The sequence below is a fragment of the Nonomuraea sp. NPDC052129 genome, assembly GCF_040680095.1.
In the GTDB taxonomy this organism is placed as follows: Bacteria; Actinomycetota; Actinomycetes; order Streptosporangiales; family Streptosporangiaceae; genus Nonomuraea.
Genome location: NZ_JBFAVX010000030.1, coordinates 64,710 through 91,696 on the forward strand (window position 1 = coordinate 64,710; position 26,987 = coordinate 91,696).

Annotated in this window: 26 protein-coding genes; 16 read left to right on the forward strand and 10 right to left on the reverse strand. The window is 68.6% G+C overall.

Annotated features, from left to right (window positions below; genetic code table 11):
* Positions 1 to 62: 62 nt before the first annotated feature.
* A complete protein-coding gene (locus tag AB0L53_RS43875) occupies positions 63 to 1,019 on the forward strand; it encodes a hypothetical protein (RefSeq protein ID WP_364007904.1) in 957 nt (318 codons plus the stop codon).
* 143 nt (positions 1,020 to 1,162) lie between these two features.
* Here AB0L53_RS43875 and AB0L53_RS43880 read toward each other — a convergent pair.
* Positions 1,163 to 2,073, reverse strand: a protein-coding gene (locus AB0L53_RS43880; protein WP_364007907.1) for an IS5 family transposase whose coding sequence is annotated in 2 segments (ribosomal slippage) — positions 1,163 to 1,683 and positions 1,683 to 2,073 — 912 coding nt in all. Because the reading frame shifts where the segments join, the coding sequence is not laid out codon by codon here.
* Positions 2,074 to 2,412: 339 nt separating this feature from the next.
* Here AB0L53_RS43880 and AB0L53_RS43885 point away from each other — a divergent pair.
* The 3 genes from AB0L53_RS43885 to AB0L53_RS43895 all read left to right on the forward strand — a co-directional run bounded on the left by AB0L53_RS43885 (position 2,413) and on the right by AB0L53_RS43895 (position 5,196).
* Positions 2,413 to 3,258 (forward strand): peptidoglycan-binding protein, encoded by an 846-nt coding sequence (locus tag AB0L53_RS43885; protein ID WP_364007910.1) that lies wholly within the window; start codon positions 2,413 to 2,415, stop codon positions 3,256 to 3,258.
* 67 nt (positions 3,259 to 3,325) lie between these two features.
* Positions 3,326 to 4,219: a peptidase inhibitor family I36 protein gene (locus tag AB0L53_RS43890; protein ID WP_364007913.1), complete on the forward strand. Its 894-nt coding sequence runs from the start codon at positions 3,326 to 3,328 to the stop codon at positions 4,217 to 4,219.
* 35 nt (positions 4,220 to 4,254) lie between these two features.
* The gene (locus AB0L53_RS43895) at positions 4,255 to 5,196 is read left to right on the forward strand and encodes a SpoIID/LytB domain-containing protein (protein WP_364007916.1); all 942 of its coding nucleotides are present in this window, start codon (positions 4,255 to 4,257) and stop codon (positions 5,194 to 5,196) included.
* Between the two features lie 47 nt (positions 5,197 to 5,243).
* On the opposite strand, the gene AB0L53_RS43900 is transcribed toward AB0L53_RS43895, so the two are convergent.
* From AB0L53_RS43900 to AB0L53_RS43925, 6 genes are all read right to left on the reverse strand, one after another.
* Positions 5,244 to 6,215 carry an NBR1-Ig-like domain-containing protein gene (locus AB0L53_RS43900; protein ID WP_364007919.1) on the reverse strand — a complete coding sequence of 324 codons (972 nt, stop codon included), beginning with the start codon at positions 6,213 to 6,215 and terminating at the stop codon, positions 5,244 to 5,246.
* Positions 6,216 to 6,801: 586 nt separating this feature from the next.
* The gene (locus AB0L53_RS43905) at positions 6,802 to 8,727 is read right to left on the reverse strand and encodes a hypothetical protein (protein ID WP_364007922.1); all 1,926 of its coding nucleotides are present in this window, start codon (positions 8,725 to 8,727) and stop codon (positions 6,802 to 6,804) included.
* A gap of 91 nt (positions 8,728 to 8,818) precedes the next feature.
* Complete coding sequence (locus tag AB0L53_RS43910) at positions 8,819 to 9,415, reverse strand: response regulator transcription factor (RefSeq protein ID WP_357939496.1); 597 nt, start codon at positions 9,413 to 9,415, stop codon at positions 8,819 to 8,821.
* A complete protein-coding gene (locus AB0L53_RS43915; protein WP_364007925.1) occupies positions 9,415 to 10,515 on the reverse strand; it encodes a sensor histidine kinase in 1,101 nt (366 codons plus the stop codon). Before AB0L53_RS43915 ends, AB0L53_RS43910 begins: the two co-directional genes overlap by 1 nt.
* A 20-nt stretch (positions 10,516 to 10,535) precedes the next feature.
* On the reverse strand, positions 10,536 to 11,225 hold the full coding sequence (locus AB0L53_RS43920; RefSeq protein ID WP_364007928.1) for an ABC transporter permease: 690 nt from the start codon (positions 11,223 to 11,225) through the stop codon (positions 10,536 to 10,538).
* Positions 11,222 to 11,935: an ABC transporter ATP-binding protein gene (locus AB0L53_RS43925; RefSeq protein ID WP_358193010.1), complete on the reverse strand. Its 714-nt coding sequence runs from the start codon at positions 11,933 to 11,935 to the stop codon at positions 11,222 to 11,224. Before AB0L53_RS43925 ends, AB0L53_RS43920 begins: the two co-directional genes overlap by 4 nt.
* 106 nt (positions 11,936 to 12,041) lie before the next feature.
* On the opposite strand from AB0L53_RS43925, the gene AB0L53_RS43930 reads away from it, so the two are divergent.
* From AB0L53_RS43930 to AB0L53_RS43950, 5 genes are all read left to right on the forward strand, one after another.
* Positions 12,042 to 12,863 carry an AraC family transcriptional regulator gene (locus AB0L53_RS43930; RefSeq protein WP_364007932.1) on the forward strand — a complete coding sequence of 274 codons (822 nt, stop codon included), beginning with the start codon at positions 12,042 to 12,044 and terminating at the stop codon, positions 12,861 to 12,863.
* A 41-nt stretch (positions 12,864 to 12,904) separates the two neighbouring features.
* Entirely contained in the window at positions 12,905 to 14,311 is a 1,407-nt protein-coding gene (locus AB0L53_RS43935) for a pyridoxal-dependent decarboxylase (protein WP_364007935.1), read from the forward strand.
* Positions 14,312 to 14,378: 67 nt separating this feature from the next.
* Entirely contained in the window at positions 14,379 to 14,510 is a 132-nt protein-coding gene (locus AB0L53_RS43940) for a hypothetical protein (RefSeq protein ID WP_364007938.1), read from the forward strand.
* Between the two features lie 101 nt (positions 14,511 to 14,611).
* Entirely contained in the window at positions 14,612 to 14,785 is a 174-nt protein-coding gene (locus AB0L53_RS43945; protein ID WP_357939484.1) for a hypothetical protein, read from the forward strand.
* Complete coding sequence (locus AB0L53_RS43950; protein WP_357939483.1) at positions 14,782 to 15,159, forward strand: helix-turn-helix domain-containing protein; 378 nt, start codon at positions 14,782 to 14,784, stop codon at positions 15,157 to 15,159. Before AB0L53_RS43945 ends, AB0L53_RS43950 begins: the two co-directional genes overlap by 4 nt.
* Positions 15,160 to 15,181: 22 nt before the next feature.
* Here AB0L53_RS43950 and AB0L53_RS43955 read toward each other — a convergent pair whose 3' ends face one another.
* Positions 15,182 to 16,051 (reverse strand): DUF1963 domain-containing protein, encoded by an 870-nt coding sequence (locus AB0L53_RS43955; protein WP_364007942.1) that lies wholly within the window; start codon positions 16,049 to 16,051, stop codon positions 15,182 to 15,184.
* Between the two features lie 407 nt (positions 16,052 to 16,458).
* Between AB0L53_RS43955 and AB0L53_RS43960 the strand changes: the two genes are divergently transcribed.
* From AB0L53_RS43960 to AB0L53_RS43985, 6 genes are read left to right on the forward strand one after another with little or no spacing between them, the layout of a single operon-like run.
* Complete coding sequence (locus AB0L53_RS43960; protein WP_364007945.1) at positions 16,459 to 17,469, forward strand: LacI family DNA-binding transcriptional regulator; 1,011 nt, start codon at positions 16,459 to 16,461, stop codon at positions 17,467 to 17,469.
* Positions 17,470 to 17,522: 53 nt separating this feature from the next.
* Positions 17,523 to 19,127: an FAD-dependent oxidoreductase gene (locus AB0L53_RS43965; protein WP_364007948.1), complete on the forward strand. Its 1,605-nt coding sequence runs from the start codon at positions 17,523 to 17,525 to the stop codon at positions 19,125 to 19,127.
* Between the two features lie 19 nt (positions 19,128 to 19,146).
* The gene (locus tag AB0L53_RS43970) at positions 19,147 to 20,409 is read left to right on the forward strand and encodes a sugar ABC transporter substrate-binding protein (RefSeq protein WP_364007950.1); all 1,263 of its coding nucleotides are present in this window, start codon (positions 19,147 to 19,149) and stop codon (positions 20,407 to 20,409) included.
* A 1-nt stretch (position 20,410) separates the two neighbouring features.
* Positions 20,411 to 21,352 (forward strand): sugar ABC transporter permease, encoded by a 942-nt coding sequence (locus AB0L53_RS43975; RefSeq protein ID WP_364007953.1) that lies wholly within the window; start codon positions 20,411 to 20,413, stop codon positions 21,350 to 21,352.
* A complete protein-coding gene (locus AB0L53_RS43980) occupies positions 21,342 to 22,172 on the forward strand; it encodes a carbohydrate ABC transporter permease (protein WP_364007956.1) in 831 nt (276 codons plus the stop codon). Before AB0L53_RS43975 ends, AB0L53_RS43980 begins: the two co-directional genes overlap by 11 nt.
* Before the next feature lie 2 nt (positions 22,173 to 22,174).
* Positions 22,175 to 24,043 (forward strand): hypothetical protein, encoded by a 1,869-nt coding sequence (locus tag AB0L53_RS43985; RefSeq protein WP_364007959.1) that lies wholly within the window; start codon positions 22,175 to 22,177, stop codon positions 24,041 to 24,043.
* Between the two features lie 304 nt (positions 24,044 to 24,347).
* Here the strand turns inward: AB0L53_RS43985 and AB0L53_RS43990 are convergent, their stop codons facing one another.
* Positions 24,348 to 25,454 (reverse strand): diaminopropionate ammonia-lyase, encoded by a 1,107-nt coding sequence (locus AB0L53_RS43990; protein ID WP_364007962.1) that lies wholly within the window; start codon positions 25,452 to 25,454, stop codon positions 24,348 to 24,350.
* A gap of 216 nt (positions 25,455 to 25,670) precedes the next feature.
* Here AB0L53_RS43990 and AB0L53_RS43995 point away from each other — a divergent pair, with 216 nt between their 5' ends.
* A complete protein-coding gene (locus AB0L53_RS43995) occupies positions 25,671 to 25,904 on the forward strand; it encodes a hypothetical protein (protein ID WP_364007965.1) in 234 nt (77 codons plus the stop codon).
* A gap of 155 nt (positions 25,905 to 26,059) precedes the next feature.
* On the opposite strand, the gene AB0L53_RS44000 is transcribed toward AB0L53_RS43995, so the two are convergent.
* Positions 26,060 to 26,968 carry a M23 family metallopeptidase gene (locus AB0L53_RS44000; RefSeq protein ID WP_364007968.1) on the reverse strand — a complete coding sequence of 303 codons (909 nt, stop codon included), beginning with the start codon at positions 26,966 to 26,968 and terminating at the stop codon, positions 26,060 to 26,062.
* Between the last annotated feature and the right edge of the window lie 19 nt (positions 26,969 to 26,987).

A 26,987-nucleotide genomic window follows, 5' to 3' on the forward strand; every position in this document is an offset into this window, starting at 1 on the left:
TCACCGTGGATGCCAGAATCCGGTTAGCGCCCGCGAAACAGCACCCTCGGTAGGATCCTTTCGTGATCTCTGAGCTTGTCGACCGGATCATGACCGGCGATGACCACGCAGTCTTCGAGCTGGAGGACGAGGTCGACGACGATCCGACCATCCTGCGGCGGCTGCGCCCACACCTCGTGCGCCTCATCGATGCCGAGGCCTACATCCCCATAAAGCTGTTCAGCGAAGCGGATGAGGCCTTCCAGCGGGAAGCCGTGCTGCGGATCGAGTCGGGCGACCAATCCGCTTGGAGCCTCGTGGCGGCCCTCACGGCGGCCCGCGGTCCTGTCGTGGAGGCCGCATTCCATCGCTGGCTGGAACGGCCACCGTACGACATGGATCCAGACGACCTCGCCCGATTCCTGCACCAGTACGGCTGGGACTTCGATGATCGCGGACGTCGACGGGAGATCTGCGGAAACGTCGCATACCGCCTGGTGCCCGAGCCCCTGCCTGCCGGTGGCGCACCCGCTGAGGAGAGATGCCCATGGTGCACCAGCCCACTGTGGGTCGCACTCGACGGCGACACGGCCAATCCGCGATTCGCCGCCGCCCTCGCCCACACCGACTGGCAGGGACGGCTGCGGATTCTCACCTGCTTCTTCTGCACCACCTATGCCACCATCTTCACGCAGGTGAGCCCGGATGGCGACGCGACCTGGTCGGCCTACACCACTCAGCCCGCGCACCTGAAAGGGCGAAAGCCGCTACCTGAAGATCCGCCTGCCGTACGCCTCGTGCCGGGAGAGGAACGGCACGGCGAGTACGAAGGACACGACTGCGAAGGCGGGTCCACGCTCGGCGGACGATCCGGCTGGGTCCAGGACCCCGACTTTCCTGATTGTCCCGCCTGCGGAAAGCTGATGAGCTACATCGGCGCCGTGGCCGGAGGCGACACCATCGGGCAGGACCATGGCGTCCACTTCCTCTTCCTGCACGCGCCGTGCGGGCTCGCCGCCACGGTCAGCCAGTTCGACTGAACTCGGGGCACCCGTGCGCCGATGAGGAGAAGCAGTTGGCGCGGCCATAACTCCCACCCGCAACGACATCGGGTGGCGTGTTACCGAGGGATACGTCCCGGTGAGTGCGCCCGCGTCCGCTAGCAACTAGCGTGTTCTGTGGATCATGGAGTTGGGTCACGGAGCCAAATCCTGATCGAGGCTACGTCGATGGTGCCTTGGTAGATCCGCTCACGTTTGTCGGTGCGCAGGGCCACCGCCCGGTTGTTGCGGAGCTTGTTCACGCAGCGTTCGACGGTGTTGCGCTCGCGGTACCGCTCGGCATCGAAGCCGGGCGGTCGCCCGCCCTTGCGACCTCGCTTACGGCGGTTAGCCTGCTGGTCCTTCTTGATTGGAATGACCGCCTTGATCCCGCGCCGGCGTAGGTAGGCACGGTTGCCACGCGAGGAGTACGCCTTGTCGGCCAGCACCCGCCCAGGACGCTGACGAGGGCGGCCCAAGCCGCGACGCAGGATCCGTACGCGCTCCAGCACGCGCCGGAAGTACGGGCTGTCCCCATGCTGGCCAGGACTGACCATCGTCGCGATCGGGCGGCAGCGCCGGTCAGCGACCAGGTGAAGCTTGGTGCTGAACCCACCCCGAGAGCGGCCCAGCGCCTCCCGGCCCTTCACCGGTTTGTGATCTACGGAGTCCCCTTTACCGGAAAGTCGGCCGGCGGCGCCAGGCGCGCTCCTGCGGCATGCTGGTGGGCGCGCACCACAGTGGAATCCACACTCACCGTCCAGTCCGCACCCTCCTCTGCATCGCATCCAGCCCGTAAACCATCCAGGATCTCCGCCCAGGTGCCGTCCATCGACCAGCGGCGATGCCGGTTGTAGACGGTCTTCCAGTTCCCATAGCAAGGCGGCAGATCACGCCAGCTGATATTGGTCCGCGTCCGGAAGAACACTCCATTGATCACCATCCGGTGATCGGTCCAACGACCACCCTGACGCGGATTAAGGGGCAACAACGGCACCAGCCGCTCCCACTCCTCGTCTGTCAGATCATGACGACTTAGGCGCTCCTCATCCACACGGATGATCTACACCAAACCGCCATCAAAGATCCACGGGACACGCTCTAGCGCCCCACCTCCCACTCGCTGCGCGCCGTCGGCCACTGCGTGTAACCGCCGCCGATGCTGCCGCACCCGCGTAGCGGCCCGTTCTGCCGTCAGCCCTTGGCCGACGTCATGGTGCTCGACGTGCCTGGTCAGGCCCTGTCAGCGCCACCGGACGGCCTGTCAGATGGCGTATGGCCAGGGCTGTCAGATCGCATGCGGACAGGCTGACAACACCGATCTCCTTGTGGACACGTTGGGTAACCGGCGAGATTGATCCCGCCGCCCAGCAACCCCACCCCAGGAGTAACGATGAAGTTGGCCTCATGCGCCGCTGCCCTCTTGTCGGCCGCCTTGCTCACATCACTGGCCGAAGGGTCCGTGATGTCGGCGGCCGAGGCGGCCGGCATGAGGGCCCTTCCGAGCGTGAACATGGAAGCCACCGTCAAGGCGGCCCTGATCGACCCGAGGCGACCTGACAGCACGCAGACCCCGGGCGCCAAAGCCAGTGTGCTCCTCGTTGAGCAGGCGCTGCGCGACCGGAGCCTGCTCGACGCGAAATGGGTGGACGGTTACTTCGGCTCCACGACGGTCACCGCCTACGCGAAGTACCAGAAGTCGCTCGGCCTCACCGGTCTCGACGCCAACGGCCTGCCGGGCAAGGGGTCGCTCGCCAAGCTCGGAGCCGGCCGCTTCACCGTCACCGCCACCGTCGACCCGGGCGCCCGGGTGTCCTACGGCGCTGCCGTCGTCAACACCCGTACCCGGAACATGCTGGCCGAGGCGAAGCGCCTGCTCGGCCGTGATCTCGCGCTGGACCAGGGTTCGTACAACCCCGGCGGCGACCCGACCTCCGTGGGCACCCACGACGGCGGCGGCGTCATCGACGTCTCGGTGAAGAGGATGACCGCGGCTACCCGCACCGCGGTCTGCCGCGCATTGCGCCGGGTCGGCTTCGCGGCCTGGGTGCGCAGCCCCCAGCAGGGCGACTGGCCGTGGCACATCCACGCCGCCGCCATCAACGACACCAGTCTTTCCAGCCAGGCCCAGCACCAGATCGGTGACTACTACCTGGGCCAGAACGGGCTCGCCAACCGCGGGCCGGACGACGGGCCGAAGGTGACCATCCGCACCTGGGAGGAGTACCAGCGCCGCTGAGTCCTCCGAAACCAAGCTCCGCTGACCATCCGAGACCTAGAAGCACCGCAGACAAAGGAGAAACAGCATGAGAACTTTCACCAGGATCCTCACCGCGACGACCGCCGCGATGGCACTCAGCGGAACGGTGCTGGCCACCGCGACGCCCGCTTCGGCGGCCAACCGCGACGGCGTCTGTGACAGCGGCGAGTTCTGCTACTACTTCAACAGCAACCAGCAGGGCTCGGTCTCCGACTTCACCGGATCGGTCTCTGACTACTCCACGACGCAGCCCACCTGCTACGACTTCAAGGGCCCCGGCGAGGGCAAGGGCAAGTGCATCAAGAACGCCGCCGCCTCCGTCTGGAACCGCAGCAGCATGAAGGTCCGCGTCTACTTCAACACCGGCAATACCGGCACTTATCAGGACTTCGCCGCTGGCGCCAAGGGCAACCTGAACGCCAGCCTCAAGAACCAGAACGCCTCGCACGAGTTCAACCCGTCGTCAACAGCGCGCACCAACATGTCGTTCGCGCTGTACGCGTCCTCCGGCGGCGGGATCACCTGCGGCTTCGACGGTTACACCTCCACCTCCGGCCGGCATGAGGGCATCGACATCGCCCGCGGCATCGGCGCGGATGTTCACAACCTGGTGGCGGGCACGATCACCAATGTCCAGTTCGGATCCACCGGCCGGGCCGGACTGTCCACGATCGCCGTCTACAACGCCGCGGCGAACAAGACGGTGATCTACCTGCACTCCGCTCCGCGGTCCTCCCTGCGGGTGGGCCAGTCGGTCAGCCGCGGCCAGATCATCGCTGACGAGTCGTGGCACGGGGTTTCGAGCAGTTCGTCCGCGCACACCCACGTCGAGATGCGCCCCGGACGGCAGACGCGGGCGTCCAAGAGCGTCGGCGACCCGACCCTGGAGAACCCGAACCCGACCTCGTTCTGGAACTCCCAGGGCTACAACGTCCGATAGCGAACCCCGACCGCTGACAAGAGAGGAAGACACCTGTGCCTTCACGAACTGTACGGCTGATCTCGGGGCTCACCACGGCGATGGCGCTCGGCGGAACCATGCTGACCACCGCGACGCCCGCCTCGGCGGCCAGCCGCGACGGAGTCTGCGACACCGGCGAGTTCTGCTACTACTTCAACAGCAACAACCAGGGATCGGTCTCCGACTTCACCACTTCGATCCCCGACTACTCCACCACGCAGCCCAGCTGCTACGACTTCAAGGGCCCCGGCGCGGGCAAGGGCAAGTGCATCAAGAACGCCGCCGCCTCCGCCTGGAACCGCAGCAGCAAGAAGGTCCGCGTCTACTTCAACACCGGCCTCACCGGCAGCTACCAGGACTTCGCCCCGGGCGCCAAGGCCAACCTCAACTCCACTCTCAAGAACCAGAACGCCTCGCACGAGTTCCTGGGTAGCTCCCTGCCGCCGACCCAATGCAAGACCGACGGCACGGACAGCAAACTGCCCACGACGATCCTCGTGTACCGCGAGTCCCTCAATCGCGTGGAGCGGGTGGACTTCAAGACCTACGTCAAGAACGTCCTGCCCAACGAGTGGGTGACGAGCTGGCCGAGCGAGTCCCTCAAGGCCGGCGCGATGGCCGTGAAGAACTTCGGCTGGTACTGGGCGCTGCACTCCGCCAGCAAGACGCCGAGCGGCCAGTGCTTCGACGTCTATGACCACACGTCGAGCCAGGTGTACAAGCCCGGCTCCGCGAAGGCGGTGACGAACGCCGCGGTGGACGCGACTTGGGGCACCCGGCTGACTCGCAGCGGGAAGATCTTCCGGGCCCAGTACTGCTCAACGACGACGGCGTGCGGTAACTGGGTCAACGGCGACTGGATGTCGCAGTACGGCTCCCGCGACAAGGCCAGAGCGGGCTGGAGCTACTCCAGGATCCTCAAGAACTACTACACGGGGATCGTAATCGGCTCCTGACCCCTCCGAAGACCATAGTTCCCCGCCGTATCCTGCGCGGCGGGGAACTATGGCGCGTCTACGATGATCTGGAAGTTGACCGGCCGGCTTCCGGGGAAAAGGACCGTTCCCGAAGCGTCCACCATCTTGAATCGCACGTAGCACAGGCCCGGCTTGCTCGGCGTGGTGACGACGGTCTGGATGTCGACCAGCTCGCCGGGTTGGGTGTCCTTGATCGGCACGTGGGAAATGGTCTGGCACTGATCGGCCTGCTGCGTGACGTCGAGGCGACGCAGCGAATATCCCTTCCACGGCACGGTCCCGGCGTTCTTGAGCCGCCATGTCTTGGTCACGCTCTTACCGGTTTCGACGCGCGAGCAGTCGGGGAGCGTGACGTCCTCGATGAACGTCACCGCGTCACCCTTGTGCAGCGGCGCGGCCAAAGGCGGGCTGGTCGAACGCACCGGGCAATCGGCCGGGGACAGCGCGGCCATCGCTGAGGAGCCGGACAGGGCCGGGCCGGGTTGTACGTCGGGCGTGGCGCCGCGATTGATGGTGGTCACGATGACGGCCACCGACCCCACGGTGACGGCCGCCGCCACGAACGCGGCCGGGCGGATCCACCGTGATCGCCCTTGTCCCCCCGGCGTGGGGACCTCGCCCACGATCTCGCCGGTCGACCATCCGTTGGCGAGCCGCACGGTATGGGGTTCCGTGACTCCGCCGGGCAGATGATCCACTGAGGTGTCCGTGCGAATCGAAAGCTCCCCGGCGCTCCCCGATCTGACCGCCAGGTTCGCTCGCTCCCAGCGTTCGCGGTACGCGGCCGGGTCCGCGCCGCACACCTTGAGAAACTCAACGGTGGTCTCCCAGCTCGGCAGCCGGTTACCCTTCGTAGCCTCGTGCAGCGTTGTGTGAGAAATCGCCCCTGACCGGCCGGACATTTCCCGAAAAGACGGGTTGCCGACCGAGGTGCGCAGTTCCCGCAGGGCCACCGCGAAGTCCTCGATCGCCTCCGTCCGTACCCGCGTGTCGTCCACCGTGTGAAGTTAACAGCACCCATGGTGTTCATCAACCGAAACGGACAATCCCAGTGAGACGGTGCTTGAGAAGGCCACCTATAACCCGGCGACCATTCGCACCATTCGTCGTTCTGCTCGAATACGGTGCGCAGCATGATCGCCACCCAAGGTGCAGGGCCCGCCGTCGGGCGGGAAGGCCGGAGCCGCCGCGCCATCGCCGTACTCGTCGGACGAAGCGACCGTCAATGGCCCCGTCAGACGTTTGGAAAGTCAGACCCGACTTTCCCGCGTTTACCAGAATCCGAGTCAATGAAGCCATAACCCGCGCGTTCACCCCCGGGAGGATGGTTCGTGGGTGATCTAAGCCACCCCTGAACTGGCATGAGTGAGATCCAAGTGACGAGAGGCGGACACTCCGTAATCCTTCGATTCGCATATTCGGACACCGCAGAACCACGCCGACTTGACATCTTCTGTAACCACACAGTCGACAGTCGGCAATTTCTCATCCGGCAGGGTAATCCCTCAAGTCAATCGGCCGGCTCGCCAAGTCGGCGAGCACGGAGAGTCACTGCCGGCTACGATCTCCCGACCGTCCGCGCCATCAGCGGATCCGCGGGTCGTACCCCTCCACAGCCGGATAGCCGTCCTCCAGCCAAGCGCACATCCGCCAGTTGATCTCCCACAACCGCTCCCGATCCGACGTGAACAGCGCGTAGGTCTCAGCGAAGAACTCCTTGGTCGACGTCCGCCCGTACGGCGTGCACGACTGGAACCCGACCTGTGCGGCATAGGCGGCGAACCGCGCCAACAGCAGCCCAGGCGCCGCCAACCCCGCGATATACGTATGCCGCAGCAGCAGCACCGTAGTCACCTTGACGACATCGCGCTGCCCCTCAGGAAGCAGCGCGTCCAGCGTCCGAGCGGCGGCCAGTGTGGGGGCCGCCTGAGCGACGGCCGCCGCCTGCGCCCTGGCGAAGGTCGCTATGACATCCCTGACGTTGGCGGGTACGGTCTCCCGGAGTGCCGCCCAGGTCTGGTTCGCCACGGGGACGAAGTCGTCGTTCGCGTCGGTGTAGGCCCCATACGCGGTGGTCCAGGTGTTGAAGGCTTGGATGAGCCGATTGTCGGCGTTCGCCAAGGAGGCGCGCAGCCGCTGGTCGAGCAGGTCGTACGCCTGCCGCGGTTTGTCCCTGAGCCGAGCCAGTGCCAGTGAGGCCTGCTCGTGGGGGCACATGGTGACCACGTGGCCGATCTCGTGCAGCAGGGTCCAGTCACCGCCCGGCCCGCAGTCGCCCGGCGGACCGCACGCCGCGCGGTCCATGTCGTCGAAGGCGAGGTCGAAGTAGTGGACGTGCGGCGTCGGTTCGGCGGGCTTCGGACCGATCAGGTCCAGGCCTCCCGTGCTCACGTGGGTCTCGCCGCCGTGCCGGCCGGCCGCTATGGGATCCACGGGCTTGTCGCGGATCAGTGAGGTGCCCTTGAGCGCCTCGAGGTCGCCGGCCGGGATGCGCTCGAACGCCGACGCGACCTGGCCGAGCTCGGCCAAGTTCCACGCCTTCGCCGGACGATTGTCGGCAGGCGGCCGGTCGCCCACGCCGCCGAGCGCGAACCGCCCCTGCAGCGCGTCCTTGCCCTCCTTGATCGAACCCGGCCGTGGGTACCACGCCGGTAGCGGCCGGTCCACCACGTCGCCCAGCCGTTCGGCACGCACCACGCGGTTGTCGTCGGTGATCAACTCGTAGCGGGCGGACCCGTTCCGGAGGGGGATCGTCAGCGGCCAGACGGTTCCCGACAGCTCCAGCGGCTGGCCGTCGGGCCAGGAGATGCGGGTGGTGACACGCATGATCATGTACTGGACGGCGTCGCGTTCGTGAACGGGCACGAAGGTGAGGTTGGTGGTGTACTTGGCATCGCGGATGGCGGCGCCGGTGTCCCCGAAGTCCCGGGGCAGCGGTTCGGCTGGGGGGACGAGCCTGAGCATGGTCGGTGCCGGACCGTTACCGTTGTCGAGCAGCAGGTTAACCACTCGGCGCAGCAGGAGGAGGAAGGACTCGTTCTGGTGCTGATCCTGGCGGGTGAGCGCGCGTAACCGTACGACGCCGTCGGCGCCGGGGCGTACCGTGACGGCGCAGCGGCGCAGACTTGCCAGGATGCGGTCACGGACCCGCCGGTCGCTGACCTTCAGCTCGGCCCACTTCTGCTCCAGCAGTCGCAGGTACGCGCCGAAGACGCGCTCCCAGACATCCCCCAGGGCCGCACCGTCATCAGCGGCCAGAGCCACCCCGGCCAGCTGGGCCGACGTTACCGGACAGGTCTCCGGCCACTTGGCCAGGAAGACGGCGAAGCCGACGGCGTCCTTGTCCTGCTCGTAGGCGGTGCGCCCGGCGAGGAGGAGTGTGTCGACGTCCGTGAGGCGTTTTGTCCGCGTCGGGCGATCGACGAGACGACCGTCCGTTTCGTTAAACGAGGTCCTGATCTCGTCAAGTTTGATGAGCACCTTGCGCGTGGGCGTCACCGCTGCATCCACGGACGGCTCCCTTCATTGGAACGCTCCCCATGAACGGTAACCGGGGAGATTCCCGATTCCCTACGATGTGTCCGCTGAATGACAGACCGCGTCAGAGGAGCCCACGTTCCATGGCCACCACGACCGCCGCCGCCCTGGTCTCGACGCCGAGCTTGGCGAAGACGTGCTTGAGGTGCGTCTTGACCGTGGTCTCGCTGATCAGCAGGGTTCTCGCGATCTCCTTGTTGGCCGCGCCCCGTGCCACCAGGCGCAGCACCTCCAGCTCGCGCGGGCTCGGCGCCTGCGTCGCGGGCCCGCGGATGAGCGCGGAGGCGATCGACGGCGCCAGGACCGCGCCGCCCGCGGCGGCCGTACGGACCGCCCGGTGCAGTTCCTCGCGCGGCGCGTCCTTCAGCAGGTAGCCCGCCACCCCGGCGGCCATGGCCCGGGTCACGTCGGCGTCGGTGTCGTACGTGGTCAGCACGATCACCTTGATCTCCGGGTGGTCCACGCGCAGCCGCTCGATCGCGCCCACGCCGTCCAGGCCGGGCATGCGCAGGTCCATGAGGATGACGTGCGGCCGTGCCTGCCTGGCCATGGCCAGCGCTTCGTACCCGTCGCCCGCCTCGGCCACCACCTCGATGTCGTCCACGTGGTCGAACATGCCGCGCAGCCCGTCGCGGACCACCGGATGGTCATCCACGATCATCAGCTTGAGGGGATACGCAGGCACAGTGCCGTCCCCTCTCCCGGCGCCGTCTCCACCGTCAGCGTTCCGCCCACGCCGCGGGCGCGCTCGCGCATGGCCGCCAGCCCGTAACCGGAGCCGCGCGCGGCCGGGTCGAAGCCCCTACCGTCATCGAACACGTCCAGCATCACCTCGTCGTCCATGTACGTCAGCGTGATCGCCACCCGGCCCGCCCGCGCGTGCTTGGCCGCGTTGGACAGCCCCTCCTGCGCCGCGCGCAGCAGCGTGGCGCCCACCTCGCCGGGCAGTGGCCGGGGCGGGCCCTCCACCGTCACGGTGGCGCTCACCCCGGACGTACGTGACCACCGCTCGGCGACCTGCGCCAGGGCGGCGTCGAGGCGCGCGTCCTGTAGGGGGCCCGGCCGGAGCGCGTCCACCGAGCGGCGGGCCTCTTGGAGGTTGTCGCGGGCCAGCTCCTTGGCCAGCGCGATCCTCCTGCGTACGGCGGGCAGGTCGGGTATGCCCGGTTCGGGCATGGCCTGCTCGGCCGCCTCAAGCTGGGTGATGATCCCGCTCAGCCCTTGGGCGATGGTGTCGTGAATCTCTCTGGCCAGTCTGGCCCGCTCCTCCAGCACGCCGAGCGTCTTGGTCTGCTCGCTCTGGCGCAGGACGTAGGTCAGGAACATGCCGATCGCCACCACCAGGCCGCAACTCCCGGCGAGCCGCCACAGGGCGTCGGGGTCGTCGAGGTAGCCCCTCGCCGCGAACGTGCACAGGATGGTCGTCACGGCCCCCGCGTACGACCAGGGGGTGGTCAGGAGCACGTACGGCTGGGGCATCAGCCCGAAGATCACCACATCGAAGGAGCGGTCGGTGAGCACCAGCGCGACGTAGAGAGCGCAGAGCACGGCCAGGTGGAGCGCCATGGGGCGGAGCCGGCCGAGCAGGTGCGGCCGGCGGACGACGAAGAACCAGTGCCAGCCGGCCAGCGACGCGAGCACCACCAGAGTCACGGGGGCCGGGCTCTTGTTCTCGCCGATCGACAGGATCAGCCCCAGCGCCAGGCAGGCATGGAACAACAGGTGGAAGGCGCGCACCCAGCGCGCCTCCCATACGTTCACCCCGTCGCTCCCCCGCTCCGTCACTCCCATCGGAACAGCGCCGCGGCCACCGCCGTACCCGCCACGATTATCCCGGTAAGGATCATCATCGGGAAGAGGGCAGCGGCGCCGGTCCAGGCGGCGTTCAGCAGGTCCACGCCCGGAGTCAGCGGCAGGAAGTCGCCGATCGCGCGCAGCGAGTCGGGCAGGGCCTTGCGGGGCACGGCCGCGCCGGCCAGGAAGACCATCGGGAACATGACCATCATGCCGATCAGGCTCGCGCCCCTGGTGTTGCGGACGATCGCGGCGATCACGAAGCCGAGCGCGCAGACCGTCACCGAGCACAGCACGAAGGCGACGGCCAGCAGGGGTACGTTCGTGGGCGGCTTCGCGCCGAACCCCACGATCGCGGCCACCACCAGCAGCGCCGAGCCGACCAGAGCCGCGGCGACCTGCGCCACCAGCTGGGCGCCGAGCAGCAGGACCGGGGAGATCGGCGTGGTCGCCAGCCGCTTGAGCACCTTGCGCTCGCGGTAGGCGGCCACGATGCCGGGCATGGCGCCCATGCCGCCGATGGCCGCGATCATCGCCATGTAGCCGGGAACCGCGCCGCTGTCACCGCGCTTGAGCACCAGGAGCATCAGCGGGAAGGCCATCATGAAGAACACCGAGGCGGGATCGCGCAGCAGCAGCCTCAGTTCGGTCGTGGTGAGCGCGGTGAACGCCTTCATTGGTCCGCTCCTTCCAGGGCGAAGTACGCCTCTTCCAGGCTGGAGGTGCCGGTCCGGGCGATGATCTCGGCCGGGGTGCCCATGGCCCGGATCCGGCCGCGGGCGAAGACGGCCAGGCGGTCGCACAGGGCCTCGGTCTCGTCGAAGTAGTGGCTGACCAGCACCACGGTGGTGCCGGAGGTCTTCAGCTCCCGCACCAGCCGCCAGGTCTCCCGGCGGGCAATGGGGTCCAGGCCGGTGGTCAGCTCGTCCAGCACGACCACCTCGGGGTCGCCGACCAGGGCCAGGGCGAGCATCAACCGCTGCTTCTGCCCGCCGGACAAGTCGCCGTACGCCTTGCGCGCCAAGGGGGTCAGTCCCCAGCGCTCCATGACCACCCGCCAGTCGGCGGGCTGGTGGTAGAAGGAGGCGAAGGCGTGCAGCGCCTCGGCTACCTTGATCCGCTCTGGCAGTGCGCTCTCCTGAAGCTGGGCGCCGATGCGCTGGGCCAGGGCCCGGCGCCGCCGCGCGGGGTCCTCGCCCAGGACGCGCACGCTGCCTCCATCGGCGCGCCGCAGCCCGAGGAGGCATTCGACGGTGGTGGTCTTGCCCGCCCCGTTGTGGCCGGCGATGCCGAAGGTCTCCCCGGCGTGGACCGTGAACGTGACGCCGTCCACGGCGGTGGTGTCCCCGTACGTCTTGCGCAGGTCTGTCACCTCGATGGCTTCCATGCCTCAAGACTCCCGTCGGGGCGGGTCTCGCGACATCGCCCATCACGCCGCCCCGGCATCCTCCATCCGGGTGATGCCAGCGGCGTGTTTCACACGGTTACGCGCTATGAAGGGATATGTGGAATCTGCCCACTACTGGCGTTACCACGGGCTCGGTGGCCTGGACCTGATGCGCGCGCAGTTCGTCCAGCACCGGTTCGCCCGGCACAGCCACGAGACGTACGCGATGGGAACGCTGGAGGCCGGTCAGGAGGAGATCCGGTTCTCCGACGGCGTGCAGTACGCGGGGACGGACGAGGTCGTGGTGATCGAACCGGGCGTCGTCCACACGGGCGGGCCCCACACGACCGACGGATGGACGTACCGGGTGCTGTATCCGAGCGTCGAGCAGGTGCGGGAGGTCGCCGACGAGATCGGCGTGCCCGGCGGGACCCCGTCGTTCGAGCGGCGGGTGATCACCGACCCGCGAATGGCCCGGCGAGTGGCGGCCGCCCATCGCGTGGCGGAGTCCGGCGCGTCACTGGCCGCGGACTCCCAGCTCCACACGCTGCTGACCCTCATGCTCCGCGCGTACGGCACGCGCCGACCGCAGCGCCAGGCCCGCCGGACCGGCAGGAGGAGCATGTCCCAGGTACGGGATCTGCTGCACGCGACGATGCCGGACCCGCCGGGCCTGACCGAACTGGCGGCGGTGGCAGAGGTCACTCCGTACGCCCTGTTGCGTTCCTTCCGGCGCGCGTACGGCATGCCGCCGCACGCGTACGTGACCCAGTTGCGCGTCGCGAAGGCTCGCGAGCTGCTGCGGCAGGGCATGCCGCCGGCGCAGGCGGCCGTCACGGTGGGGTTCTGCGACCAGTCGCACCTCTCGCGGCACTTCCGGCGCCTCGTCGGAGTGCCGCCGCGCGCCTACCAGCGTGGGGTGCAATAACGTCCAATCCTTCGCGTACGCCGCGTATCTACCGTGCCCGCATGACGACCGACGAACGCGCTCTCCCCCTCGAACTCGACCCCTCCGCCATTCAGCGCCTGGGCCGGCACGCGGTGGATTTCCTGGCCGACTGGGTCCGCGACCTGGACTCGGCGCCCGCGAGCGACTACCGGCAGGCCGGACAACTGGTCACCACGTTGCGGCGCCCGCCCGGCGAAGGCCCCGGCGACTTCGCCGCCCTCCTGGAGCTCTTCCGCCAAGCCGCCGGGCAAGGCGTGGACACGGCCGGTCCGGGCTATCTCGCGTACTTCCCGGCGGGCGGGCTGGTCACAGCGGCGCTGGCCGAACTGCTGGCCCAGACCGTCAACCGCTTCACCGGCGTGGCCCAGGTGGCGCCCGCGCTGGTCGCCATGGAGCACGGGGTGCTGACCTGGTTCTGCGACCGGTTCGGACTGCCGGAGGGCTCGGGCGGGCTGGCCACGACGGGCGCGTCGGTGGCAACACTCTCGGCACTGCTCGCCGCCCGCCACGCCCACGGAGACGGGGGAGGCGACGGCGACGGCGACGGCGACGGCATGTTGTACGTGACCGAGCACACGCACTACTGCGTCGCCAAGGCCGCCCGCATCGCCGGCCTGCCCGCCGAGCGGATCCGGACCGTGCCCGCCACCGCGGACCTGCGCATGGACGTCTCGTCGGCGGCCACGATGATCGCCGCCGACCGCGCCGCAGGGCTGCGTCCGTTCTTGTTGGTCGGCACCGCGGGAACCACCAGCTCCGGCACCATCGACCCGCTTGTGGAGCTGGGCGAACTGGCTCGCGGCGAGGGGCTGTGGTTCCACGTGGACGCCGCCTACGGTGGCGGGTTCCAGCTCACCGAGCGGGGCCGGGACCGGCTCGCCGGGATCGAGGCGGCCGACTCGATCGCGCTGGATCCGCACAAGAGCCTGTTCTTGCCGTACGGCACGGGCCTGCTCCTGGTGCGCGACCCCGCCGTACTGCATGCCGCCCACGCGGCCGACGCCCGGTATCTGCAGGACCTCAGCCCGGTGGACGACCTGCCCGACTTCGGCCACCTCGGGGTGGAGCTGACCCGGGAGTTCCGGGGGCTGCGACTGTGGCTGCCCCTGCATTTGCACGGCGTACGGGCCTTCGAACGGGAGCTGGACGAAAAGCTCGACCTCGCCGCCTATGTCCACCGCCAGCTCGCCGGGGACCCACGCTTCGAGGTGCCGTGGCAACCGGACCTGACAGTGGTGCTCTTCCGGCTGCGCGGAACGGACGAGGACAACAGGCGGCTCCTGGCCGAGATCAATTCCAGTCGGCGCGTGTATCTGAGCAGTACGGCCATCGACGGCAGGTTCTTCCTGCGCCTGTGCGTGCTCAGCTTCCGCACCCACGCGGACCGCGTCGAGGAGGCACTGGGAATCATCCGATCAGCGTGCTGATCTAAGGCGACACCTCCGAATCGATATGACTTGAAGGGCATATGACTCCGATGGCATAGTGGAGTATGTGGACATTGACTGGCCAGCCGAATTCGGTGCGTGGCTTGACCGGCTCGAAGCAGAAGCCCGCGCCGGCGACCAGCGGTCGCGGCTGCTCCTGGTGTTCACCGCCCGCGCCCTGGATCAGCTCGGAATATGACTGGACCACTCACCCCGGATGCGGAAACGGCCACACTGCGGTGGGTTCGCCAGTCACGCCGTCATCAGCTGTGGCGGGTGTCGCACGCCTACCATCCGGAGGTGGCGGTGCGATTGATCTGCTGGTTTCCACCGAACACCGGGAAGGTCGTCGTGGCCTTGTTCGCCGGGGACAAGGCCAAGCTGGGCGATCTGTTCTACGACAGCGTGGCCGCACGCGCGGACGGGCTGATCGATCAGTGGAAACGGGAGACAGCGTTTGAGGAGAAGCCATGACCGAGCCTGACAACACCTTCGTCCGCGGCAACGAACACCTGGACCGACTGCTCGCCGATCCCGAACTCGCCGCTGACGTGGCCCAGGCGCACGAGGCGGCCGAGGAAATGGACCGCGCCTATGCCATGAACCTAGCGATGATCCGCAAAGCCGGACAGATGACCCAGGTCGAAGTGGCCAAGAGACTCGGTGTGGGACAGGCTGTGGTGTCCCGGCTGGAGAATCGCAGCGACATGCTGCTGTCCACTCTGTTCGACTACCTCACGGCAACAGGAGCCGAAGGCGCCAGCATCGTCGTGACCGTCCACGGACGCCGCATCGAACTGGACCTGGCGCAACTGCGCGCCGCCTCCTCCGACCAGCGATCAGCGTGATCCGTCCGCTCCGCGCCTGAGGTTACGAGCACTGACTGGCTGTCTCCACGGGTCGGTCAGAGCATTCCAAGCAGGTGAACACGTACATCGATCCTGCGTCACCGATCATGATGCCTGCGGGTTCCTGGAGTTCGGAGACCTGGTGGGGGCCCAGCAGGTGCTGTTCTTCCAGAGGTACCCACCTCTTGTCCGACCCCCCATCGTGCTCCCAGCTCGCGATGGTGAGCAGGTGCGACATCTCGTGTCCGCGGTCGCACTCCATCGAGATCGGGTCCTGAATCCAGTCAACCCACCCGCCGACCTTGGTTCCCGGGGCCGTGGACAGGTGGTCCTGGTAGCTCCATTCCTCGGGATTGTGCGAAGAGTCGCTCCATTCGGCGACCTTCTTGTCCAGCTCCGCCGGCAATACCCACACGGACGGATACTCCCGCACGCGCTCGGGGGACAGCACGCATGGCGAGGGAAGGTACTCCTTCTCGCTCTCCACCGGCTCGGGAGCCTTGGCGAGGACCTTCGCAACCAGCCGCGAGTCCCGCCAGGCCACGTAGAGTACGGGCACGTGATCGGGCCGGTGGGTCACCGGGCACCACAGCACCTGGCACAGGTCCGCTCCGGCGGGAAACGGCAGCTCTGGGGTATCACGGGCGTAAAGCTGCAGGACGGGTACCATCGCTACCCGCCCCCAAAGCCCTGACGGGTCCGCATGCTCGGAGGCCTCACAGTACGGCCATGCCTCGTCGGCGGGCCACAGCAGAGGACCGCCCATGGAACTATCCGTGATGGCCGGAGCTCCACGGCGCGGGTGCAGCCGGACCGTGGTCTTCACCTGGTCAGCCAGCTCCGGAAAGATCGCCGCCACATCCACTGGCGCAGGCGGGGTCGACAGTCGCACGCCTTCTCACTCCGATCATCAGGAAGTCCGTGGACGCAAACCGTAGAGCAGCGCTCCGACAGAACGGAACGTGTGCTCTCCAGGACTGATCACTGGGCCATGAGGAGGGGCGACCGCACTCGTTCACTCCCCGGTTCGGCTTTCTGCCCGTTCGCCGCACAGTAGCCGGGACCGCCCGTCTGCTGAGCGGCCAAGGGCGTCGAGGTTGGACTGGTCACGGTCCCGGAAGGCCAGGTCAGATACCGTCGGCGGGTTTTGGCGGCGTTACTGGGTGTCGTCACACCCGCGAAGACCAGCACTGCTGATAATACGGATTACTTCAGCTATTACCCCTTGACATCCTCTTATGTCCGGTTTCACAATGACCGAACTAATGCGCATTAGCAGGACGATGGGTGATACGCACAGTGACTGGTTCAGGGCGGCGTCTGACGCAGCAGGACATCGCGCGCATGACTGGAGTGAGCCAGACGACGGTGTCACTGGTGCTCAACGGGAGGGCCGACGGCGAGGTGCGGATCTCGCCCGAGACCCGCGACCGAGTACTCCAAGTAATCAGGGAGACCGGATACGTCGCCGACCCGGCGGCGCGCGGGCTGGCCGAGCGGCGCAACCGTATCTACGGCGTGTTCACCTACGAGGCCGTCTTCCCGGCGGAAGGTGCTGATTTCTACCACCCGTTCCTGGTCGGCATCGAGGAGTGTGCCGAGGAGGCGGGCTGTGACCTGCTGCTGTTCACCAGTGCCAAGGTGGAGCAGGGTGAGCGGCGGCGGATCTTCAGTGGGGAGAGCCGGATTCGACTGGCCGACGGATGCGTTCTGCTCGGCCGGACGATCGACCGGGACGACCTGTCCCGGCTGCTGACCGAAGGCATCCCGTTCGTCTCGGTCGGCCGTCGCGACGACGCCGGTGGGCCGGTGCCGTACGTCGGGGCCGACTACCCGCCCGCGATGCGCGCGCTGGTCGAGCGGGCGGCGGCGCTCGGGCACCGCCGGATGGCCTATGTCGGAGCGGGGACGGGCGCGGAGTCCTTCGCCGACCGGCTGCGCGGTTTCACCGAAGGTGTGGCCGCGACCGGTGTCGAAGGGCTGCACCTCACCACCGCGGACGGGCTGTTCGACTCCGGTGCGACCGTGGTGTTCGCCGAGGAGCTGGCCGACGGCGTGGCCATCGTCGAGAGCGCCCGAGCCCGTGGCCTGGACGTGCCGCGCGACCTGTCCATCCTCGCGCTGGGCGCGTCCACCAGGCCGGTGTCGACCGACATCGACTTCGCCGGGTTCCGCATTCCGCGGCGGGAGATGGGGCGCAGGGCCGTCGAGTTGCTCACCGGGGTGCTGGAACGCGGTGGTGTTCCGCAGGAACTGCTGGCGTGCGAGCTGGTCGAGGGATCGACGTTGGCACCCGCACCCCGGACATGACCCTGGCCCCCGTACCTGACACAGACCGTACTTGAGGAGAGGTAAAACCCCACGTGGTTGAGATATCGGCAGACGCGCTCGTCGTCGGCGGCGGGCTGGGCGGCGTGGCCGCCGCGCTGGCCCTGTTGCGGGCCGGGCGCTCGGTGGTGATCACCGAGGAGTACGACTGGCTGGGCGGACAGCTCACCAGCCAGGCCGTACCCCCGGACGAGCACACCTGGGTGGAGCGGTTCGGCGTCACGGCGAGCTACCGCGCGCTGCGCGACGGCATCCGGCGCTACTACCGCGACCACTACCCGCTGACCGAGCGGGCGCGGGCGTGGCGGGAGCTGAATCCGGGCGCCGGGCACGTCAGCAAGTTGTGCCACGAGCCGCGGGTCGCCGTCGCGGTCATCGAGGAGATGCTGGCCCCCTACCGGGGGTCGGGCAGGTTACGCGTACTGCAGCCGTACCGGCCGGTCGGGGCCGAGGTGGACGGCGACCGCGTCACGGCCGTGCGGCTCGCGCACCGCGACAGCGGCGACGAGATCACCGCGGTGGCGGCGTACGTGCTGGACGCCACCGAGACCGGCGAGCTGCTGCCGCTGACCGGGACCGAGTACGTGACCGGGTTCGAGTCGCGGGACGAGACCGGTGAGCCGAGCGCCCCGGCGACGGCGCAGCCGATGAACATGCAGGCCGTGTCCGTGTGCTTCGCGATCGACCACGTGGACGGCGACCACACCGTGGACAGGCCCGCCTCGTACGACTTCTGGCGCGCCTACCAGCCGCCCTTCTGGGGCGACCGGCTGCTGTCGTGGCGCTGCCCGAGCCCGCGGACGCTGGAGATCGTGGAGCGTTCCTTCACCCCGAACCCGGGTGACGACCCCCGCCTGGTGGAGGCCGACCAGCGGGTCAATCCGGGCGACGGCAACCTGTGGACGTTCCGCCGGATCGCCGCCCGCGACAACTTCCGGCCCGGCGCGTACGACAGCGACATCACGCTGGTCAACTGGCCGATGATCGACTACCTGGAAGGGCCGATCATCGACGTGCCGGACGCCGATCGGCATCTGGCGGCGGCCCGCGAGCTGTCGATGTCGGTGATGTACTGGCTGCAGACCGAGGCCCCCCGCCACGACGGCGGCACCGGCTACCCGGGCCTGCGGCTGCGCGGCGACGTCACCGGCAGCGCCGACGGGCTCGCCCAGGCCCCCTACATCCGCGAGTCCCGGCGCATCCGGGCCCTGACCACCGTCACCGAACAGGACCTGTCCGTGGCGGTACGCGGCGACAAGGGCGCCGCCTCCTATCACGACTCGGTGGGCGTGGGCATGTACCGCATCGACCTGCACCCCTCGACCGGCGGCGACAACTACATCGACGTCGCCTGCTCCCCGTTCGAGATCCCTCTCGGGGCGCTGATCCCGCAGCGGATGACCAACCTGCTGCCCGCCTCCAAGAACATCGGCACCACCCACATCACCAACGGCGCCTACCGTCTGCACCCGGTGGAGTGGAACGTCGGCGAGGCGGCCGGCGCGCTCGCCGCCTTCTGCCTGGACCAGGCCACCACGCCGCACGCCGTGCGCGCGGACGGGCGGCTCCTGGCCGACTACCAGCACCGGCTCGCCGGCGACGGCGTGGAGCTGCGCTGGCCCGACGTCACCGGTTACTGACGTACAAGGAGAATCCCCCATGAAAGCACCCGGGAAGCTGGCGGCCCTCACGCTGACCGCCCTCCTCACCCTCACCGCCTGCGGCGGCGGTGACGCCGCGCCGGCCGCCGAGGGCCCGCAGCCGCTGCGCATGTCGATCTGGACCTCCAACGAGGCCCACCTGAAGCTGTTCAAGGAGATCGCCGCCGAGTACCGCAAGTCCCACCCGCAGGTCGGCGAGATCACCTTCGACCCGATCCCGTTCGAGAACTACACGACCACACTGACCACCCAGATCGCCGGCGGCAACGCCCCCGACCTGGCGTGGATCCTGGAGAACTCCGCCCCGGACTTCGTCGGCTCCGGCGCCCTCGTCCCGCTCAAGAGCAAGATCGAGAAAGCGGACGAGCTGGTCCCCGCCGCCACCCGGCTGTGGGAGAACGGCGGCGAGCTGTACGCCTACCCGTTCTCCACCTCGCCTTTCGGCATCTTCGTCAACACCGACCTGGTCAAGTCCGCGGGCCAGAAGTCGCCGCGCGAGCTGCTCAAGGCGGGCCAGTGGGACTGGGAGCACGCCAACGAGATCAACAAGGCCGTCGCGGCGAAGGGCAAGAACGGCCTGACCATCCTCAACTTCGATTACAAGGCCTGGGACAACCTCGCCACCATCTGGCAGGGCTGGGGCGCCAAGGCGTGGAGCGACGACGGCAGCACTTGCCAGTTCAACGCTCCCGAGATGGTGGAAGCCATGACGTTCGTCCACAAGGCGATCTTCACCGACAAGTCCATGCCGGGACCGGGCACCGCCGTCGACTTCTTCTCCGGCGACACCACGATGGCCGTGGCCCAGATCTCCCGCGCCGCCATGCTGAAGGACGCGACGTTCAAGTGGGACCTGGTGCCGCTGCCCGCCGGGCCGAAGGGCAAGTACGCGGTCATGGGCCAGGCCGGGATCGGCGTGCTGAAGAAGTCGCCGAGGGCCGAGCAGGCCGCCGACTTCCTCGCCTACTTCACCAACGCCGCCAACTCCGCCAAGCTCGCCGCGTACTTCCCGCCCGCGCGTAGCTCCCTGCTGACCGCCGACACCATGGCCAAGACCAGTCCCATGCTGAACAGCGACCAGCTCCAGGAAGTGGTGATCGACGGCATCGAGAAGGGCGTGGTCAAGCCCAGCCACAAGGGTCAGGCCGAGCTCGCCCAGACCGCCAGGGCCGCGCTCGACCCGCTGTGGAAGCCGGACGCCGACGTCAAGGCGGTGCTGGACGGCGTATGCGCGAAGATCCAGCCGTTGTTGGGCGGATGACGTGACGGTGACGGATCTGGGCAACCGGGTGGCTGAGCGCGCCGCCACCCGGCGCCGCCCCTTCTGGACGATCCCCCGGCGCGACGCCCTGGTCGGTTACCTGCTGATCTCGCCGCAGCTCGTGGGAAGCGCGCTGTTCGTCCTGCTGCCGCTCGGCCTGGTCGTCTACTACAGCCTCCAGGAGTGGAACGTGCTGGCGGGCACGTTCGAGTTCATCGGCGGCGACAACTACGCCAAGCTGCTCGCCGACCCGAAGATGGGACAGGTGCTGACCAGCACCGCGCTCTTCTCGGTCGGCCTGGTCGTGCTCAACCTCGCCCTCGCCCTCCTCCTGGCCATCCTGCTCAACCAGCGGCTGCGCGGCACCACGTTCTTCCGGACACTGTTCTTCTCGCCGGTGCTGGTGTCGCTGGTCGCCTGGACCATCGTCTGGCAGTTCCTGCTCCAGCAGGACGGCGGCGTCAACGGCGTGCTCGGCGTGGTGGGCGTGGACGGTCCCAACTGGCTGCGCGGCGAGACCACCTCCCTGCTGTCGGTCATCGTCGTCCAGGTCGTCAAGAACGTGGGCCTCAACATGGTCCTGTTCCTGGCGGCGCTCCAAGGCGTACCGCGCCAGCTGTACGAGGCGGCGCAGCTCGACGGCGCCGGCGCCTGGACCCGGTTCGTGCGCATCACGGTGCCCCTGATCAGCCCGACGATCCTGCTCACCTCGATCGTCACCGTGGTCGGGTCGCTGCAGGTGTTCGCCCAGATCGCCGTGCTCACCCAGGGTGGGCCAGGTATGTCCACCACTGTCCTCGTCTACTACCTGTACCAGCAGGCCTTCCAGTTCCGGCACCTCGGCTACGGCGCCGCCCTGTCGGTCCTGCTGTTCCTGATCGTCGCGGCGCTGACGTTGCTGCAGTGGCGGCTGCGCCGGAGGTGGGTCTTCCATGAGTCGTAGGGTCAAGCTCGCGCTGTACGCGCTGCTGTGCGTGTTGTGCGTGCCGTTCGTCTTCCCGACCTGGTGGATGGTCACCTCGTCGGTGAAGCCGATCAGCGACATCTTCGCCTTCCCGCCCGCGCTGGTGCCCTCCAGGTTTGACTTCTCCACTTATAGCCGGGTCTTCGAGCTGCAGCCGTTCGGACAGCAGTACTTCAACAGCCTCTACATCGCCGCGGTGGTGACCGTCGGCACGATGGCGGTGGCCGCGATGGCCGGCTACGCCTTCGCCCGCGTCCGCTTCCCCGGCCAGAACGTGCTCTTCCTGGTCGTGCTCGTCGGCCTGCTGATCCCCAGCGAGGTGACGATCGTCCCGCTGTTCCAGATGTTCCACGGGCTGGGGATGACCGACACGCACTGGCCGCTGATCCTGGTGCCGATCCTGGGCGCGCCCAGCGTGCTGGCCACGTTCATCATGCGGCAGTTCTTCATCACGCTGCCCGGGGAGCTGGAGGAGGCCGCCAGGGTCGACGGGCTGGGCCGCTTCGGCACCTTCTGCCGGGTGGCGTTGCCGCTGGCCAGGCCGGCGCTCGGTGCGGTCGCCATCTTCACGTTCCTGCACTCGTGGAATCTCTACCTCGAACCGATCGTGTTCCTGTCGACTCCGTCGAAGTTCACGCTGCCGCAGGCGCTCACCCAGTTCGTCGACGCCTACGGCTCGCCCCTGTGGAACGTACAGCTGTCCGCCGCCACGATGACCGCCCTCCCCATCCTGGTCGTCTTCGTGCTGGCCCAGCGGCAGTTCATCGAGGGGCTCGCGCACACCGGTCTGAAAGGCTGATCATGCTCTCTCGCCGCACCCTCCTCCGAGCCACCGCCTTGCTCCCGGTGGCCGCCACCCCCCTGCTCGTGCCCGGCACCGCGTTCGCGGCGGTCCCCGACCTGCCGCCACTGTCCACCCTGAATCGCGCCTCGTTCTCCCCCCAGGAGCAGCGCTTCGCGCCGTACCTGGCCACCCTCGCTCCCATGGTCAACGACATGGACGACAGCGGCTTCTTCGCCGGCGGCTGGTGGCGCTCGCCGGCGGCGTCGTACAACGCCCGTGTGCAGGAGCACGTCTTCACGCTGGCCTGGTTCTACGCCAACGCCCGCCCGTGGAACCCGTACGCCGGGAACGCGAACCTGCTGGCCGCGCTCGACGCGGCGCTCGGCCACTACCTGTCGCTCCAGCACCCCGACGGCTCCTTCCCCGAGTACAGCCGCAACGAGCACGGCCTGGCGCCCACCGGGTTCGGCATCGGCTACCTGGCCAAGACCCTGCGGATCCTGCGCGCGGCCAAGGTGCTGCCCGCGAGGCAGACCCAGCTCACCGCCGCGTTGCACACGGCCATGACCTGGTTCCTGGACCCCACCAACCACAGCGTCTGGCAGGAACCCCTCGGCTACGCCAACCAGACCACCTCGGGTCTGGCCGGGGCCGCGCTCGCGCTCAAGCTCGACCCCGACCCCGCGCTGGCCAAGGGCCTGACCGAGGCGTTCCCCCGGCTCGCCGCGACCGGCTTGAGCACCGTCGGCTTCTTCCACGAGAAGGGCGGCCACGACATGAACTACAACTTCGAGGTCATGCTCCCCGAGATGGCCGACGCCTACCAGCAGACCTCGGACCTGAACCTGGTGAACATGGCCCGCGCCTTCACCGGCTTCCTGTCCTACAACCTGCTGCGCGAGCCCGACGGCGCCGGGTACATGGTCAACGTCGCCCCCTCCACCCGCACCAGCGCCCGCTGGTACGACGAGGTCCGGCCCGACCCCGACAGGACCGCGCTCAACTGGACGTTCATCCGCCAGGTGCCGCTGCTGTCGGCCTTCCTGACCGCCCGCGAGGACCTCGCCGAGGCCCGCGCCGCCTGGGCCGGCTCCACCGAGCCGGTGACGCCGCTCGCCAAGCAGGACACCTCACCGCGCATCCTCACCCACGGCCTCTACGGCGAGGGGTTCCCCACCAGACGGCAGCGGGCCGCCGCCATCGCGGACCTGCCCTACCTGCGCTCCGACAACTTCGTCGAGCTGCGCAAGGACCGCGGCCAGGACTTCCTGTACGTCCGCAAGCCCGGCCTGTACCTGGGCGGCTACTTCGGCGAGCGCGCCTCCCTCGCCCGCACCGGCCTGACCTTCCTGTGGCATCCCGAAGCCGGCACGATCATCTGCGGGCTCAACGACAACAACTACGCCTGCTGGGCCACCGTCTTCCCCGGCCAGGCGCCCGACTCCAACGGCCCGCTGCCCGCCACCTACTTCCACGGCGCCCCCGGTGGCAAGGAGTGGACCGGCGGCCCGCCCCCCGCCGCCTTGGGCATCCGCTACGGCAACGCGAACGTCACCACGGACGTCCTGGTCACCCGCCGAACGATCCGGCGCACGGTCAAGGCGAACGCCGCCGCCACCGAGCAGATCCCCCTCGTCCTCCGCCCCACGGACGTCCTCACCTTCACCAACGGCACGCAGGCCGCGTTCGGCGGTTCGACCACGACCAGCGCCGACGGCTTCGACATCCGCCGGGGCCGCACCACGATCCGTTTCCGCTGGGGCACCCCGATGGAGGCGACCGTCGCGGCCGGCTCCGTACGCTACTTCCGCGACGGCGCCCGCCGCTTCCACGCCCTCCGCATCCCTCACCAGGGCACGTTCGACCTCACGGTCATCGTGGGCTGACGCGACTGAGGGGCCGGGGTGCTCCGGCCCGTCCTCCAATGGCCGGCGTTCTAAAATGAGCCTCCGACCCACGCGCCATGGCCCTCTATGTCCGGCACGGGCTGCGTCCCTGGGTCCCGCTGCTCTACCTGACCGGGCCGACGGCGGGACTGCCCACGCCACCAGTGCGGCGAACGGGTACGGACGACATCGCGGAGCATGGCGCATCGCGGACATGGACACCTTGATGGCCGACGACGCCGGCCTCGACCTGATCCAACCGGACCGCTACGTCCCCCATCCGGACCTCGGCTGAATCGCAGGTTCAAGGACAGGCCCCGTGCGGGTTGGCCGCCATACCCTCGGTGCTGAGCAGGACGACCACCGAGGTCGGACCGAGCCCGAGCGTCTCACGGCGCTCGTCGGCGCCCTCCCCGGCGAGCACCGCGCGGACACCGGCGAGCGCGGCGGCCCCGCACGGGCCCGCTGAAACACCGAGCTCCACCAGGTCACCGGCCGCGCGAGCGGCTGCGGCGTCAGTGATGGCGACCGCGGCGTCCAGCCCGCCGTACAGGTAGGGCCAGGCGATGCTGGACGGAGTGCCGCAGTTCAGCCCGGCCATGGCGGTTGGGCCGGTGGTGACGCTGACGGGTTCGCCACGGGTGAGGCTCTCGATGACGCAGGCCGCGGCTTCCGGCTCGACCGACAGCAAGGCCGGCGCCGGTGCGGACGAACGACCACGGTAGTGAGTGACCACGGCCTGGGCCAGGGAGCCGACGCCCACCGGGACGGCGACGAGCCCGGGCGCCGTGGCTCCGGCGGCGGCGAGTTGCTCGTCGATTTCGACGCAGAGCGTGGAGTAGCCCTCGACGATCCAGCCCGGGATCGTCTCGTAGCCGGGCCAGGCGGTGTCCTGGATCAGGATCGCGTCGGCGGCGATGGTGGCCGCCTCGGCCGCCTGGTGCACGGCGTCGTCGTACGAGCCCGGAACGCGGGTGATCTCCGCCCCCTCAGCGGCTATGGCCGCCACGGCGTCCGGATGGACACCCCGGGGGACGAAGATGTGCGCGCGCCGGCCGAGCAGCCGCGCCGTCCTGGCCACGGCACGGCCGTGGTTGCCGTCGGTGGCGCTGACCAGCGTGACGGGCTCCGCGGCGGTACGCTCCGCCAGGGCCCGGTGCACCGCCCAGGAAGCGCCCAGCGCCTTGAAGGCCGGCAGCCCAAGACGGGACGACTCGTCTTTGACGAACACTCGACCGACCGCCAGCTCGGTGGCCAGGGACGGAAGTTCGGTCAGTGGGGTGGGCGCGTAGCCGGGCAAGGCGGCGTGGAAGTCCCGCACGCCGGCAGGGGCGGGCGCGCAGGTCCAGGACCGGGCAGCGGGCCGCGCGAACCACGGCAGAGCCGTCGTGGAAGAAGCGTCATCTAGCACGTTCTCAGCCTGTGGCCCTCGTCAATCATCGGTCCAGCGAATGCGGAAATCGGACCTCTGTCGCAGACTGGAATCGGCCCTGTCCAGCCGTCCAATCTGCCGGAAGCATGGCTCATGTACTCCCTATGACTCCTGAGAGAGACGGACCATCGTGGACAGCGCTATGACGAGCCCGAACGCGTGCCACCTCGCTACCGCGTCGGCCGGTGAGCACTGATGCCAACGGCGGTTCTACTCGCCCTGGCCGCCGCTGCCCTGTACGGCGCCTCGGACTTCCTCGGTGGGCTGCTGTCGCGCCGTACCCACTACGCGCTGGTCGGGCTCATCGGGCAGTCCGCCGCCGCGATCGGTGGCCTGGCCGCCGTGGTGCTGCGGGAGCGAACCAGCCTGGCGCACGCCGCGGGGCTGCTGTTGTGCGCGGCCTCCGTCGGCGCCTTCGCCGCCGGTTGAGCCCTCCTCGGCTACGGCGGTCTGGCCGAGGGCCGGATCGTCGAAGGGGTGGCGGCGCTGGCGGCCGCGGTGCGTACCCTCACCGCACGTCAAAGGCCACTACTCATGATGGGGTAGTGGCCCTCGACAGAACGTTTCAGCGACCGGCCATCAGGTCAGTCGCAGTGTTCGAAGCCGCTGGTGTACGTGCTGCTGCCGACCGAGCCGCCCCACTTGACGCACTTTCCGGGCGCGCTGCGCTTGACCGGTCCCGCGTAGTACTCGAAGCTGCCCGAGTCGGTCGTCCTGGTCGCCCCTTCCGGCTCCAGGAAGGCCGACACCGCCGACGCCGTGCCGAGGCTCGTCGTCTTCAACGTCGCGACGCAGTTGGTGCCGGTGCCCGAGTTGTACAACAGGTAGGTGCGGCCACCAGTCAGGGCGGCCGAGTCGATGACCGTGAACCCGGCGCCGCAGACGCTCTCGGGGGTGTTGGGGTTGCCGCCACCGCCGCAACCGTTGGTGCTCTTGATGGCCTTCTTCTGGCCCAAGGACACGGTCACGCCCTCAACGGTCGGGCTGGTGTCCATCGCGCCGCCCGAGGTCCGCTGTTCGTAGTGCAGGTGCGGAGCGTTGGAGCCGCCCGTCGAACCGACGGTCCCGATCGTGGTGCCCTGGCCGACGCTCAGCGAGCCGCCGGCCGCCTTCACCATGGACGAGAGGTGGGCGTATCGGGTTCTGGTGCCGTCGCTGTGACGGATCTCCACCCACTTGCCGTAGCTGGTGTTTCCCTCGTCGTGGAAGGTCGCGGTGCCCGCGGCGGTGGCCCGTACGGTCTCACCGTTGATGGCGTCGCTTCCGTAGTTCTGCCAGTCGATGGAGCCCGACGGGTTGTGGGTGGGGGTCCAGTTGTTGGCGTAGAAGGTCTTCCCACAGTTGAACGGGCTCTTGTGGGACACGGCCAGGGCGCTGGTGCTCTGTGCTGAGGCGGCCTGGGGGATCAGCGCTGCCGCCGCGAAAGTGACCGACACGGCAAGGACGGCAAGTTTCAGCGTCTTCGGCCAGGTCGGCCTGCCGATTGCGAGCATGCTCACTTCTCTCTGAACA

Coding starts and splice junctions, on each gene's coding strand:
- AB0L53_RS43885 (WP_364007910.1), top strand. CDS start 2,413: ATGAAGTTGGCCTCATGCGCCGCTGCCCTCTTGTCGGCCGCCTTGCTC.
- AB0L53_RS43890 (WP_364007913.1), top strand. CDS start 3,326: ATGAGAACTTTCACCAGGATCCTCACCGCGACGACCGCCGCGATGGCA.
- AB0L53_RS43910 (WP_357939496.1), bottom strand. CDS start 9,415: ATGATCGTGGATGACCATCCGGTGGTCCGCGACGGGCTGCGCGGCATG.
- AB0L53_RS43920 (WP_364007928.1), bottom strand. CDS start 11,225: ATGAAGGCGTTCACCGCGCTCACCACGACCGAACTGAGGCTGCTGCTG.
- AB0L53_RS43925 (WP_358193010.1), bottom strand. CDS start 11,935: ATGGAAGCCATCGAGGTGACAGACCTGCGCAAGACGTACGGGGACACC.
- AB0L53_RS43930 (WP_364007932.1), top strand. CDS start 12,042: ATGAAGGGATATGTGGAATCTGCCCACTACTGGCGTTACCACGGGCTC.
- AB0L53_RS43935 (WP_364007935.1), top strand. CDS start 12,905: ATGACGACCGACGAACGCGCTCTCCCCCTCGAACTCGACCCCTCCGCC.
- AB0L53_RS43950 (WP_357939483.1), top strand. CDS start 14,782: ATGACCGAGCCTGACAACACCTTCGTCCGCGGCAACGAACACCTGGAC.
- AB0L53_RS43970 (WP_364007950.1), top strand. CDS start 19,147: ATGAAAGCACCCGGGAAGCTGGCGGCCCTCACGCTGACCGCCCTCCTC.
- AB0L53_RS43980 (WP_364007956.1), top strand. CDS start 21,342: ATGAGTCGTAGGGTCAAGCTCGCGCTGTACGCGCTGCTGTGCGTGTTG.
- AB0L53_RS43985 (WP_364007959.1), top strand. CDS start 22,175: ATGCTCTCTCGCCGCACCCTCCTCCGAGCCACCGCCTTGCTCCCGGTG.
- AB0L53_RS43995 (WP_364007965.1), top strand. CDS start 25,671: ATGCCAACGGCGGTTCTACTCGCCCTGGCCGCCGCTGCCCTGTACGGC.
- AB0L53_RS44000 (WP_364007968.1), bottom strand. CDS start 26,968: ATGCTCGCAATCGGCAGGCCGACCTGGCCGAAGACGCTGAAACTTGCC.